We start from the raw sequence: 14,300 nt of genomic DNA on the forward strand, positions 1-14,300 counted from the left end.
GTCGAAACCTATTGAGGATAAGAAAAATGCAAACAGAACAAGAATTACGCGTCGATTTGGCTGCTGCTTTTAGGCTTATTTATGAAATGGATATGCATGAGTCAGTCGCCAATCATTTAAGCGCTGCGGTCTCTACTGATGGTAAACAGTTCTTGATGAACCCTCGTTGGATGCATTTTTCAAATGTTACGGCGAGTAACCTACAGTTACTGGATAGTGAAGACGATAGTATTATGCAGACTGACCAAGCGCCTGATGCTTCGGCTTGGACTATTCATGGCAACATGCATGCGTCATTGCCTACAGCTAGGGTTATTCTGCACCTGCACTCTACCTATGCAACTGTCCTCTCAACGTTAAAAGATCCACGTATATTGCCCATTGATAACAACACCGCGCGCTTCTTTGAACGCATCGCCTATGATAAAAGTTTTGGCGGTATTGCCACCAGTGATGCAGAAGGCAAACGTATCGTGGATAGCCTGGCCGGTAAAAATGCTTTAATGATGGGTAATCACGGTATTACGGTTACTGGCGCGACGATCGCCGAAGCTTTTGAGGATCTGTATTATCTGGAAAAAGCTTGTAAGACTATGGTGTTGGCTTATTCCACTGGCCAGCCTCTGAATATTCTCTCTGATGAGCTAGCGCGACAAACAGCAGAAAGTTGGGATGAGTTTCGAGGCCAGTCTTACGCTCATTTTGAGCAGCAAAAAGCTATGCTAGATAAAAAGGGTAGCTCGTATCGGGAGTAATAATAACTTATTACTCCCTACTTGCGCTTTAAAATGTCTCAGTTGTGTGACAAAAAACTATCTTTGATCAAGCGTTATGCCAACATCAGGCAATAGTTAGAGCTGAATTAGATCTGAATTAGGTCTGAACTTGGCCTGAATGAGCCCAGAGTTAATCTGGTCTCATTTTAACTTGGATGGGTTGCAAGCCATGCAGCGTTTTATTTAGCTTTGCCAACTAACATCAGGTTTCCAGCGACTAATCCACGCGGGAATATCACTAGCAGGCATAGGTCTGGCAATGCCATAACCTTGTGCTAATTCACAGCTCAGTTGCAATAATGCTGTGCCGTGTTCTATCGTTTCAACGCCTTCTGCAATCACTTCACGTTTGAATGATTTAGCTAAAGCAATGACGCCTTCAGCAATGGCCAAATCATCAACATCAATTAACATATCTCGCACAAAGCTCTGATCTATTTTAATCAGACTGACAGGTAAACGTCTAAGATAAGTCAGAGACGAATAGCCAGTACCAAAATCATCTAAAGCAAAGTTTCCCCCTAACGCCATACAGTCATGCATGGTGGTTGAGACCCGAGTCACATCATCTAAGGCACTTGTTTCTAACACTTCTAGTTCTAAATGGCGTGCTTCAACATCCGAATGAGCGGCTAGTAGCCTAGAGAGTCTCTTGGTAAAGTCAGGCTGTTGTAATTGCATGGCAGCAATATTTACACTTATACCTGTGGGTAAAATAAGACCACTGGTTTGCCATTGGCTCATTTGTCTCAATGCTGTATCAATAACCCATTCACCCATTTCGATACTCATCGGGTTATTTTCAATTAAGGGCAAGAACTCAAAGGGGTTTCATAAGCCTCGCTCGGGATGTTGCCAACGAATAAGCGCCTCAACCCACATCACTAAGCCTGTCTTCATATTAACTTTAGGCTGATAATGAAGGACAAATTGATGCTGGTCTAATGCGCGACGAATAGTCTTTAGGTTGTCGAGTTGTAATTTACTGGCGACATCTTCAGCGGTATCAAATAAATGATAACCATTTTTACCCGACTCTTTAGCCACATACATAGCTTGGTCAGCATGGCGTATCAGCAAGTCTGCCTCCGCATTATCTTGCGGATACAGGGTAGCGCCAATACTGGCTGATACAGTTAATACCAGATTACCTAAGGCAACAGGCTATGATGTTGCGCTATATAACCTGCTTTATCATCTCGAATACAACGGCCTGTGCAATCCACTAATGCACAATAACGAGCGTAAAGGCTTTTCTATTTTTTAACTAAATTATAGGGATTTAGGTCTAAAGTTAAGTTATTACAGAGCCTGATTTGGAATCTTAGGTTTTTCGTTTAGATTTCATTTGTACCACCTGATGCTGTTTGCTATACAGCCAGTCTTTGAGTGCGCTTAAGGGCATAGGTTTGGCAAAATAATAACCTTGAATTTGAGAACATCCTAACTGCACTAATCTATCCAGTTCAACTTGAGTCTCAACGCCTTCTGCAATAATATTCATACCCAACTCTTTGCCTATATTGATAATATTTCGGGCCATAAGATCATCTCCCTCCCCTAGCGGAGTCACAAAGCCACGATCGATTTTCAGTGTATCAAAAGGCAGGTTCCTCAGACGATCGAGCGAAGAATATCCCGTGCCAAAGTCATCTAAATGAAATTTAAAACCATGCTCGATGAATTTTTGCATTACAGGTAAAATATCTTTTTCGGCCTCTATCACCATACTTTCCGTCAGTTCTAAATGGAAGGCTGACGAGGGCAACTGATATTTATTTAGGCAGGTGGTGATCTCGGTAAATAAATCCTTATTCTGGAATTGCCTAACCGATAAATTAATATTGCACTGAAGATAAGGGTGTTCTCCCCTTAACTCTTGCAGAGCTAAACCTACCTTGTCGAATAATTGTTGTCCCAGTGTGATAATCATGCCGGTTTTTTCAGCAATCTGGATGAACTCATTTGGTGGAATAAATTCTCCGGCAAATGACCAACGTGATAGCGCCTCTATGCTGACCACTTCTCCACTGTGCAAATCGACTATTGGTTGAAACCATACCTCAAGCTGATTATCGTTAAGCGCGGAGTTTAGTGCTTGCTCTAACAGCATCCGGCGAGAAACGACATCGAGCAGAGCCATTTTAAAAAGGCTCACTTGTCCCTTACCCAGTCGTTTGGCTTCATACATTGCTAAATCAGCATATCTGAGGAGATTTTCTTTGCTGAGACTAGCGGTTACTGCCGTTAGTCCGATGGAAGCTCTAATACTAAAATTTTCACCGCTATGTTCAAAGGATTGAGTTATTTCAACCAGTAGTCTCTCGGCAAAAGACCGTGCCATCTCCAAGTCGGTGTCATTAAGCAAGATAGCAAATTCATCACCGCCTAAACGAGCAACCGTATCGTAATTGCGTACTTGTAAGAGCATACGCTGGGACATGAGTTTAAGGATGTCGTCTCCCGCAGTGTGTCCTAGCCCATCATTGAGTAATTTGAATTCATCGAGATCAATGAACAACAGCGTGCTGACAAAAGTAGGATGGCGCTGCTGCCGATGAATATTGGCATCGAGCTCTTTCAATAATAAGCGCCGATTACCTAATCTCGTCAGAGGGTCATGGTCTGCAAGAAAGCTCATTTCTTTATGCCTCACTTCCACATTGGTCATTAACTCATTCAAAGCAGAAGCAAGATTATCAAGTTCATCGTTATTTTTAACTGGCCAGCGTACTAGCAGGTTTGGTGTCAGTCGATGTTGATCCGCAAGCTGAGAAAAAATAGACAGTCTTTTCAGAATATTAAAATGAAGGGTTAGATAAATACCGAGCAATGAAAGTAGTATCAAACCCACAACGCTGGCCCCCAATAACATAAAGCTCATGTAACGTTCTTTTTTTAAATGTGTCTCCCCCTGTACTTGAATTATAGCGGGTAAATTATCCAGACTTTTACTTATTAACCATGCGGGCTCGGCTAAGTCAGACAAGTACTGTACCTTAATGTCTGCTTTATTATTTTCGAGCTGCGGCAGTAAAGTAAAATCCACAGAGGTTAACGATTTAAAGCCATCCAATATCGAGCGATCAAAATGACGTAAAAAAAACAGGTAACCACTTGGGGATCTTGATTCATTAGAATCTGTGATGGTCACGCCAGCAACCAAAATGGCATGACTATCAAACCAAAATAGGCCGGTGTTGGCGGTCAGTTTATCGGGAGTCATTAATCTCGGTAACAAGGGAGCTAATGCAGACCTCATGTCTGCGGGCATCGGAATAATAGCGCCATCGACAAGTATCATAGGGGGAGTGGCAAACGAGCCATCAAGTTTGGTCATCATATAGCCGCTGAGCTGATTGTTCTCCAGCGATATTGGGGTAAAGTTCTCTTCTATATAAACAGGATAGTCGCCTAAGACGAATGCTTCTGTACTATCCCAGTGGGCATAGTCTTTTATTTGCAATTCAAATGCGAGTTGATGCTGTTTTAACACACTGTCAACTCTCTTCAATTCCGTTTGATAAAAGCTAACGTCAAAATCATCGAAACTTGATGCAAGCTGGCTATATGTTGTCCACCAAAACAAGGCACCAGTAATGAGTAATAACCCCGTCATACAAATGACCATATATCGACCCAAGCTGGCTTGATACATCTTGCGAAATTCTAAAATTCGATTCATAAAGATAGTCCTCAGGTCCATTTGCTGATATTAAAAATTTAACTATGTGCTCCATGCGACAGATCTAAAGACCTTAACGAACTGATATAAGCAATAAAAATGCCACCACCTTACTTTCACCTTTACGCTACAAATACAGGAAAAATAAGGTAATTAATTATACCATTTTGACTCTAACACATTTAAGTTAGGCAGATTCAACTTTAAAGTACATAACTACTAAGCAGCTAAAGCCACCTTATGTTCAGCCATTAATTTAGCTGAAGTATCTGCTGGTAGGCTGTATTCATCAATTGCTGATGAGAATTAGTGTAAGCAACAATCAGTATCAGTAATATAGTAAACACGCTAAAGAACAACAATAGATAAAATGCGATCTAAAATAACCACCGCAACACTTAGTTTCTCAGTCCGTGAATAAAGCCTTACCTCCCTTGCACTCAGGCACTTTAACTCTGACATCAAAAGTATTTTTTCTCAGGTATAAAGACTTAAAACCTGTCACTGCCTGCACTTTACTGACTCAAGTTGACCAATTGTTTAAAACCCTGTACCTGTCCGTGTCACAATAATTTGAGATTTTAACTCATTGGAATTGATATTGAGCTGAAAGTTTGTCCAACCCGACTATCAGCTTAATAAGATTAACTGAAAAGTATTAACTGAAAAGTATTAACTGAAAAATAATGTACCAAAAGCTTTAAGTACTATATCTTAGGCGCATCAGCAGACTTTGAGCGAAAAAACCTATGGCGTTAAAAGCAGATTTAAGACATTTTCTGGACGAAGAAGGTAAGTTACTCGCCCTGACTGAACAAGCAAAAACAGTGTTCAAATTTCTCAGTAAAATTGTATCATCGGTTTCTGAGCGTATTTCTAAGCGTATAGAGCAGCCAATAGTTGATATTGACTTAGTGGCTGTAAATTTGAAATGCAACACTCGCGCTGAGCAAATCAATTGTGAGGGAGACATTGAAGCAAAGTGTATTAACCTGAGCCTTATTGAGTGGCATTGCGATAGTTGCGAAGCGGCTGGAACCATCTCTCATTGGCAAGGCAGTCTATGGGACAAGCAACAACACACTATTCATTAGTCGACAATCTAACCCTAAAATCCTAATCCTAAAAATTGCCCCTTAACAAGTGCGGCCCACAAAAAATAAAACAATCATCTCACTATAAACAGCACTAAAATTACCCTTTGCACATAAAGGTAACCGTTACAGAACTTGAGTTTAATTCACTATTAATGACACAAAGTTAACCACTAAAAGTGCCCACATTAGGCAGTAACAAATAATCACTAAATATGCATATTTATTCATATTTTAATACTAATACTCCAGTGCTATAGTTTTCGAGTTATAAAAAACCAATATATGTAATTTAATTCATATACTTGTGTTAATAAAAACAAGGTAGTTAAATTGATTGTCAAAAAAAGATATAAAAACTGTGGTTAGTTTTAACTATAAGGATTTTATAAAAACATACATTCACCTTAATTATTCTCTTTTTTTATACTTGATACAGCTTAACTATGAATGATTTAGAACAAAGAATAACGGTAAAACATTATCTATTTTATGCTCAAATAATATTTTTTGAAAATAAATAGCTGCTGTAATTACCCTTCATCAGTGTGCTAGTTGTACGAGTATAAATATTTATATCAAGCTGTAGCTATAAGGTATTAAATAATGTCAAATAACAGTGGGGGCTTTTTTTCTTTCTTAATGAAAGATAAAATAATTGCTAAATCGGGGTTTAATCGCTGGCTAGTCCCACCAGCATCTATTGCCATTCATTTATGTATTGGTTCTGTTTACGCATGGAGTATTTTTAACCCTGCGCTGATTAAAGAATTAGGGGTAGTAACTAGTTCATCTGGAGATTGGTCTTTAAGTAACGTGGTTTGGATATTTTCTGTTGCTATTGTTTTTCTTGGCTTATCTGCCGCAGTCGCTGGAAAATGGCTAGAAAAAGTCGGTCCTCGCTGTGTTGGTGTTACTGCTGCATTTCTTTGGGGTGGCGGCTTCATCATAGGTAGTATTGGTATATCAAGCCATCAATTATGGCTTGTTTACCTTGGGTATGGTGCGCTGGGGGGTTGTGGTCTAGGTTTAGGCTATGTTTCACCTGTGTCCACTTTGCTGCGTTGGTTCCCTGATAAACGCGGTATGGCTACGGGCATGGCCATTATGGGATTTGGTGGCGGTGCGATGATCGGTGCTCCACTTATTACTGCTTTGTTAAAATTCCACGCCGTTGCTCCTACTTATTTAGGCACAGAAGGTGCTGTAAAACTAATAACTGAAGCGGGCAAACGTTTTGCAGAAACAGCTTCTGGTACAGTAGAAGTTATTGTTGCAACGGCTGGTGAAGCGGCAAATATGGCTTTTCCTGGTGATGCAGGTGTTTATATTGTCGGTACGGGTGATACCGGTGCTGCAGGAACATTCCTGACACTAGGTGTTGTTTATTTTATTGTCATGATTATTGCCTCATTCTCGTATCGTGTGCCGGCTGAAGGGTGGACACCTGAAGGTTGGACTCCTCCAGAGAAAGATGAATCTGCAAAAAGCATGATTTCACATAACGATGTACATATTGATCAAGCACTAAAAACACCACAATTTTGGAAGTTATGGGTTGTACTTTGTTTTAACGTAACAGCAGGTATTGGTGTTATTGGTGTGGCTAAAACCATGATGGTTGATATTTTTGGTTCGACCTTACCTGATGTAGCTACCGCGACCTTTGCGGGTACTTACGTATTAATGATTTCGGTCTTTAATATGTGTGGTCGATTTTTCTGGGCATCCATTTCTGATTTCATTGGCAGAAAAAACACTTACCACTTTTTCTTTGTCTTAGGAACGCTACTTTACTTATCAATACCTTACGCTGCATCTCAAGTCAGTGCAGATCCGTCTACGGTCTGGTTAGTTATGTTCTACGGTGCCACTATGGTTATCTTCACTATGTATGGTGGTGGTTTTGCAACTATTCCAGCTTATTTAGCCGATATATTTGGTACATTACATGTCGGTGGTATACATGGTCGATTGTTAACAGCATGGGCAACCGCTGGTGTTTTAGGCCCATTTGCTATCACGTATCTTAGAAATATGTCTGTCAATGACGCCATAAGCGACTTAGTAGCAAAAATAGATCCTGCAGTATTCCAGGCTAAATTTGGCTCTGCCGTTAGTCAGTTAAATGAACTTGTTGCAGCAAAAACAGTCACGGTAAGTAAATTAATGGAATTAGTGCCCGCGGGTACTATTGACCCAACACCAAGCTTATATAATACCACTATGTATGCTATGGCCGCTTTGTTAGTTGTTGCTTTCTTTGCCAACTTAACTATTCGTCCTGTAGATGGTAAGCATCATGTTGAAAATACACATCCTAAGAGTTAATACTTTCAACTTGTAAAACTACAATTCAAGCCGCTTTAAATTCGTTTAAAGCGGCTTGAATTTTATCATAGCGAGTAGAGTAACAAGCGCTATAAAATTAAACGTGCCAAGGTAACATATCTTCTAAATCCACAATATCACCACAAGCAGTAGACTCATAGCCTGCTAATTTCGATACCTCCTCATGAAATTTATCACTTTTGATCTCGGTAATTAAGCGCTGTACAGAGAGTTCTTTAAGGGTCTTGTGATGACAAACTAACACGTAGTGTTCAGTGGTTAATGGGATGAAATTCAGACCAAATTGACGAGCGGCGGTTTCAATACCAATGCCAACATCGGCCATGCCTGAAGCTACATAGGCAGCGATAGCAGAATGTGTAAATTCAAATTTATCAAAACCAATCACCTTTTTAGAGTCCACTGATGATCTTGCCAGTAATTCATCTATTAATAAGCGTGTACCTGAGTGTTTTTGCCGATTAATAAATTTAACCTCCTCCTGCATTAAATCTGAAATTTTAGTAATATTTTTAGGGTTGTCTTTTTTAACAATTAAGCCTTGTTTACGGGTCACAAACCGAATGACTTTATAGGTATTAGCTTTAAAATATTTATTATAAATATCAATTAAGCTTTGGCTAACAATGTCGGTGGGTAAGTGAAATGCGGCAATATCACACTCACCTTTACTTAAGGCATCAAATGACTCTTCATAGCTTTTATATTGTAAGTCTAGCTTAAATTTATGAGTAAAATCAGGAAGTAAAGCTACTGCATAACCATAGCTTGCAGCAATTTTTAGCAAAGGCTCTTTAACCATTAAGTGTTTTTGTATTTCTAAATTTAATTCTGATGCTATGCTGATTAACTGAGGTTCAAATCTAGCCTGTGCCCTTTGTTCAGCCCAAAGTAGTTTTTCACCTAACGGCGTTAAAAGTGCCCCTTTGCCTTTTTTTAGTTCGACTAAATCAGAGCCAAAAAAGTCAGTCCATTTTTTTAGTACATTCCAGACATGACGATACGACATACCTAGTTTTGTTGCCGCTACCGTCAATTTGCCATATTTGTGTACCGCATTAAGCAAGACAAAAAGTCGAGGGTCTACATACTCACCCTGCTCATCGTAAAATGACCATGCGGGCTTAATTTGAATTCTCTTTGACAATACTGTTTTATTGGTCATTTTCTTCCCTTGCATATTATTTTTGAGTTTTATTTTTGGCTGTTCTAATGATCAATAATACTTTATGCCATTGACCAATAAATTTTATATTTAGCGGTCAAATCGCAGCGCTAAAGCCAGCCAAAAAAAACACTAAAATATGAATAAAAATTCATATTCTTATAATAAATCAATGGTGCTATAGTCAGGCTATAAAAAGAACTATAAGACAATAACAAATATGCAATTAATTTCATATGTATATTTTATAACAGGCCTTCGGAGTTAGTATGAAAATAGAATTTTCTTCCCCCTTGTCAAATGTGGAAAACATCATTGATTCTTTGAAAAATAAAGAAGGCTCTCTGTTACCAATATTACATGCTATTCAAAGAGAAATGGGCTATATATCTTCTCAAGCGATTGAGCGCATAGCGACAAAACTAAAACAAACACCAGCAGAAATTCACGGTGTTATTAGTTTTTATCATCAATTTCGCACATCTCCTCCTAGTAAATATCAAATTCAAATTTGCCGTGCAGAAGCATGTCAATCTCGAGGAAGTCGACAACTTGAAGCACACGCTAAAGACTTTTTAGCTATTGATTATCATCAAATGACCCGTGATAAAAAATTCAGCTTGGATAGTGTTTATTGTCTCGGTAACTGTGCAACTGGCCCTAACATTAGAATCAATGATGATCTTTATGGTCGTATTTCTAATGATAGATTTGAAGAAATTCTTTCTAATTTAGACCACGAATCAAAGTGAGAGTGACCATGACAACGAAAATTTTTATTCCACGAGAAAGTACCGCTATTTCTTTAGGAGCACATGAAGTTGCTCAAGCCTTTACGCACTATTTGTCAGATCATGATATTGACCTAAAAATAATCAGAAATGGCTCGCGTGGTTTATTTTGGTTAGAGCCTATGGTTGAAATAGAAACAGCACAGGGCCGTATGGCATATGGCCCCGTAGCATCCGCTGATGTTGCAAGCATTATGGAAGATATTAGCCAGAATATCCTCCATGAAAAACCACCATCGCATGCGCTAGCGCTAGGCCTAACTGAAAACATTGCCTATCTAAAAAATCAAACTCGTCTTACCTTTGCCCGTGCAGGTATTACTGACCCGATTTCTCTTGATGATTACCTTGCCTTAGATGGTTTTAAAGGCCTACAAAAGTCACTCACGTTATCGACTCAGGAAATTGTCACCGCGGTTGTAGACTCGGGTCTTCGTGGTCGAGGTGGCGCTGCTTTTCCTACCGGCATAAAGTGGCAAACGGTAAGAGATGCCACTGCGGATAAAAAATATATCGTCTGTAATGCCGACGAAGGCGATTCTGGGACCTTTGCGGACAAATTAGTCATGGAATGTGATCCCTTTATGCTGATTGAAGGCATGATTATTGCCGGATTAGCGGTTGGTGCAGACCAAGGCTATATTTATTTACGATCAGAATACCCTATTGCCGATGAAATATTACAACAAGCTATTGAGATTGCTAGTGCAGCCGGTTATTTAGGTAATAACATTTGTGGTAGTGGTAAAACCTTTAATTTAGAAGTGAGATTAGGCGCAGAAGCTTATATATGTGGTGAAGAAACTGCTCTTTTAGAATCACTAGAAGGTAAAAGAGGCATGGTGCGCTTTAAGCCACCACTTCCGGCTTTAGAAGGATTATTTGCTAAACCCACCATTGTTAACAATGTCCTGTCGCTGGCGGCTATTCCGTTTATCATGAGTGAAGGCAGTCACGCCTACCAACAATATGGCACAAATCGTTCACGAGGCACCTTACCTTTTCAACTCGCCGGTAATGTTAAACAAGGTGGATTAATTGAACTACCTTTTGGCTCAAGCTTAAAAGATCTTATTGATAATTTTTCTGGTGGCACCGCTAGCAACCGTCCAATAAAAGCCATTCAAGTCGGTGGCCCATTAGGCGCTTATTTACCTAGCCATAAACTAGATATTCCACTTGATTATGAAGCATTTTCTAAAGCCTCTGCCGTGTTAGGTCATGGCGGCATTGTCGTGTTTGATGACAGTGTTGATATGCTAGAACAAGCACGTTTTTCAATGGAATTTTGTGTGGTTGAATCTTGCGGGAAATGTACGCCTTGTAGAATTGGTTCAACACGTGGTGTAGAAGTGATTGATCGGATAAAAAATGATGAGCGCCGCGCTGAGGCTATGATTTTACTTAATGACCTTTGCGACACCATGATTGACGGTTCTTTATGCGCAATGGGCAGTATGACACCTATACCCGTGCGCAGTGCTTTTACTGATTTTCCTCAAGACTTTTATTTAACCACACAGGAGAGCAATCATGATTAATTATTTTGATCCGGCCACTAATACCACGTCGAATAAACCAATCGATTTTAATAAAGATTATGGCACTCCTGCTAGCACCTCAACACAAACAGTGTGTCTTGAGATTGACGGGGTAAAAATAACGGTTGCTGCAGGTACTTCTGTGATGCGCGCTGCCGCAATAGCTGATATTAATATTCCTAAACTTTGTGCCACTGATAACATCGAAGCCTTTGGTTCATGTCGTTTATGTGCGGTACAAATTGAAGGTATGAGAGGCTACCCAACCTCATGTACGACATCGGTTAAAGAAGGCATGGTAGTGTCTACTGAAAATAATGACATTGCAAAATTACGACGCAATATCATGGAACTGTACATATCTGATCACCCACTTGACTGCTTAACCTGTTCAAGTAATGGTGATTGTGAATTACAAGATATGGCCGGAGCCGTTGGCTTACGTGAAGTGCGTTATGGTTTTGATGGCGATAATCATCTTGACGCCAAGATTGATGACTCTAACCCTTATTTTACTTTCGAACCCAGTAAATGTATCACCTGCTCTCGTTGTGTTAGAGCTTGTGAAGAAGTTCAAGGTACTTTTGCCTTAACCATTGAAGGTCGCGGTTTTGCCTCAAAGGTCAGCGCTGGTACCAGTGAAAACGATTTTTCATCTTCTGATTGTGTCTCTTGTGGCGCCTGCGTACAGGCTTGCCCAACGGCAACACTGATGGAAAAATCAGTGATTGACAAAGGACAACCAGAACACAGTATTATCACCACTTGTGCCTATTGTGGCGTCGGTTGTTCTTTTAAAGCTGAAATGAAAGGCGAAGAAGTCATACGTATGGTGCCCTACAAGGGTGGTAAAGCCAACCAAGGTCATTCTTGTGTCAAAGGCCGCTTTGCCTTTGGTTATGCCACTCATAAAGACCGCGTCACTGAACCTATGGTGCGCGACAGCATTAATGAAGAATGGCGGATAGTCAGTTGGGACGAAGCCTTAGAGTTTTCCGCTAATAAAATTAAAAACATTCAGGCTAAATATGGCCGTGAAAGTGTAGGCGGTATTACTTCATCTCGCTGTACCAATGAAGAAACCTATTTAGTACAAAAATTGATCCGCGCTGCTTTTGGTAATAATAATACCGACACCTGCGCTCGTGTTTGTCATTCACCCACAGGTTATGGACTCAAAGCAACCATTGGTGAGTCTGCAGGTACACAAACTTTCGACTCAGTGATGAAATCTGATGTTGTTCTGGTTATTGGCGCAAACCCTACTGACGCTCATCCAGTGTTTGCCTCGCAGTTGCGTAAACGCTTACGCCAAGGCGCAGAGTTAATTGTTGTTGATCCCCGAACCATTGATTTACTTAATACCGCTCACATAAATGCTCATCATCATTTGCCGCTAAAACCGGGTACCAACGTTGCTATGATCAATGCCATAGCGCACGTCGTTATCAGTGAAGGCTTAGAGGACAAAAATTTCATTGAGCAGCGTACTGATGAATATAACGCATGGCGTGAATTTATTCTTGATGAGATCAACTCACCCGAAGCGATGGAAAGTATTACCACGGTTAATGCCGAAGAAGTTCGCATTGCCGCGCGTGCTTTTGCCAAAGCAAAAAATGGCGCTATTTATTATGGCTTAGGCGTTACCGAGCATAGCCAAGGTTCAACCATGGTCATGGGTATAGCAAACTTAGCATTAGCCACAGGTAACATAGGCCGTGAAGGCGTAGGTATTAATCCATTGCGTGGACAGAATAATGTTCAAGGCTCTTGTGACATGGGTTCATTCCCACAAGAGCTCCCAGGTTATCAGCATGTCAGTGATGATGTCTTACGCGCTAAATTTGAAAAAAATTGGGGCGTAACCTTAGATAACGAACCGGGCTTTCGTATTCCAAACATGTTTGATGCCGCCATCGAAGGCACGTTCAAAGCCATGTATGTGCAAGGAGAAGACATTTTACAGTCAGATCCTAATACCCAACATGTGCAGGCCGCATTGTCATCATTAGAGTGTTTGATTGTGCAAGACATTTTTCTAAATGAAACCGCGCTATATGCACACGTATTTTTACCCGGCTCTTCATTTCTAGAAAAAGATGGTACCTTTACCAATGCAGAAAGACGCATAAATCGGGTGCGTAAAGTGATGAAGCCATTAGCTGAATTCGCTGACTGGGAAGTCACCCAAAAGCTGTCTAATGCTTTAGGCTACCCGATGAATTATCAACATCCTTCTGAAATAATGGATGAGATAGCGTCATTAGTGCCTACTTTCAGTATGGTAAGTTATAAAAAATTGGACGAACAGGGAAGTATTCAGTGGCCTTGTAACGAAGAGTTTCCTGATGGTTCACCCATCATGCACGTGGAAAGCTTTCCCATTGGAAAAGGTCGTTTTGCGATTACGCCCTATCTTGCTAGTGAAGAACGCGCTAACAAACGCTTCCCGTTATTATTGACCACTGGGCGAATACTCAGTCAATATAATGTCGGGGCACAAACACGACGCACCGAGAACCATACTTGGCACCAAGAAGATTTACTTGAAATACATCCTAACGATGCCGAAGAAAGAGGTATTAATGATGGTGACTGGTTAGGCATCAGCAGCCGTGCGGGTGATACTGTACTAAAAGCAAAAGTCAGTGAACGTATGCAAAGTGGCGTGGTATTCACTACCTTCCATCACCCAATTAGTGGCGCCAACGTTATTACCACCAATAGTTCGGATTGGGCAACGAATTGTCCTGAATATAAAGTCACCGCGGTACAGGTGGAAAAAGTTACCTCGCCATCAGCTTGGCAAACCCGTTATAAAAAATTCAGTGCCCAACAAAAAGAGCACTTTAAACGTTCACCTAAAAAACAAAAAGCCACTATAGGAAGTTAA

At 40.4% G+C, this 14,300-nt stretch carries 8 protein-coding genes and 1 pseudogene; 6 read left to right on the forward strand and 3 right to left on the reverse strand.

Going from position 1 to position 14,300, the window contains the following annotated elements; genetic code table 11:
• Positions 1 to 26 precede the first annotated feature (26 nt).
• Positions 27 to 755 carry a class II aldolase/adducin family protein gene (locus H4J54_RS14705; RefSeq protein ID WP_182191761.1) on the forward strand — a complete coding sequence of 243 codons (729 nt, stop codon included), beginning with the start codon at positions 27 to 29 and terminating at the stop codon, positions 753 to 755.
• 204 nt (positions 756 to 959) lie between these two features.
• Here H4J54_RS14705 and H4J54_RS14710 read toward each other — a convergent pair.
• Positions 960 to 1,940 (reverse strand): annotated as a pseudogene (locus H4J54_RS14710) (putative bifunctional diguanylate cyclase/phosphodiesterase); the annotation flags it as partial.
• Positions 1,941 to 2,100: 160 nt separating this feature from the next.
• Positions 2,101 to 4,461 (reverse strand): EAL domain-containing protein, encoded by a 2,361-nt coding sequence (locus H4J54_RS14715; protein ID WP_182191762.1) that lies wholly within the window; start codon positions 4,459 to 4,461, stop codon positions 2,101 to 2,103.
• Positions 4,462 to 5,210: 749 nt separating this feature from the next.
• Between H4J54_RS14715 and H4J54_RS14720 the strand changes: the two genes are divergently transcribed.
• Both H4J54_RS14720 and H4J54_RS14725 read left to right on the forward strand, forming a co-directional pair.
• On the forward strand, positions 5,211 to 5,555 hold the full coding sequence (locus H4J54_RS14720; RefSeq protein WP_182191763.1) for a hypothetical protein: 345 nt from the start codon (positions 5,211 to 5,213) through the stop codon (positions 5,553 to 5,555).
• A gap of 606 nt (positions 5,556 to 6,161) precedes the next feature.
• The gene (locus tag H4J54_RS14725) at positions 6,162 to 7,886 is read left to right on the forward strand and encodes an OFA family MFS transporter (RefSeq protein ID WP_182191764.1); all 1,725 of its coding nucleotides are present in this window, start codon (positions 6,162 to 6,164) and stop codon (positions 7,884 to 7,886) included.
• 97 nt (positions 7,887 to 7,983) lie between these two features.
• Here the strand turns inward: H4J54_RS14725 and H4J54_RS14730 are convergent, their stop codons facing one another.
• Entirely contained in the window at positions 7,984 to 9,072 is a 1,089-nt protein-coding gene (locus H4J54_RS14730) for a substrate-binding domain-containing protein (RefSeq protein ID WP_182191765.1), read from the reverse strand.
• A 269-nt stretch (positions 9,073 to 9,341) separates the two neighbouring features.
• Here H4J54_RS14730 and H4J54_RS14735 point away from each other — a divergent pair, with 269 nt between their 5' ends.
• From H4J54_RS14735 to fdhF, 3 genes are read left to right on the forward strand one after another with little or no spacing between them, the layout of a single operon-like run.
• Positions 9,342 to 9,824 (forward strand): NAD(P)H-dependent oxidoreductase subunit E, encoded by a 483-nt coding sequence (locus H4J54_RS14735; RefSeq protein ID WP_182191766.1) that lies wholly within the window; start codon positions 9,342 to 9,344, stop codon positions 9,822 to 9,824.
• A gap of 8 nt (positions 9,825 to 9,832) precedes the next feature.
• Positions 9,833 to 11,404, forward strand: a complete 1,572-nt coding sequence (locus tag H4J54_RS14740) for an NADH-quinone oxidoreductase subunit NuoF (RefSeq protein ID WP_182191767.1) — start codon at positions 9,833 to 9,835, stop codon at positions 11,402 to 11,404.
• Entirely contained in the window at positions 11,397 to 14,300 is a 2,904-nt protein-coding gene (gene fdhF, locus H4J54_RS14745; RefSeq protein ID WP_182191768.1) for a formate dehydrogenase subunit alpha, read from the forward strand. The genes H4J54_RS14740 and fdhF overlap by 8 nt, the downstream gene beginning before the upstream one ends.

The organism is Colwellia sp. MB3u-8, assembly GCF_014076985.1.
Lineage (GTDB): Bacteria > Pseudomonadota > Gammaproteobacteria > Enterobacterales > Alteromonadaceae > Cognaticolwellia.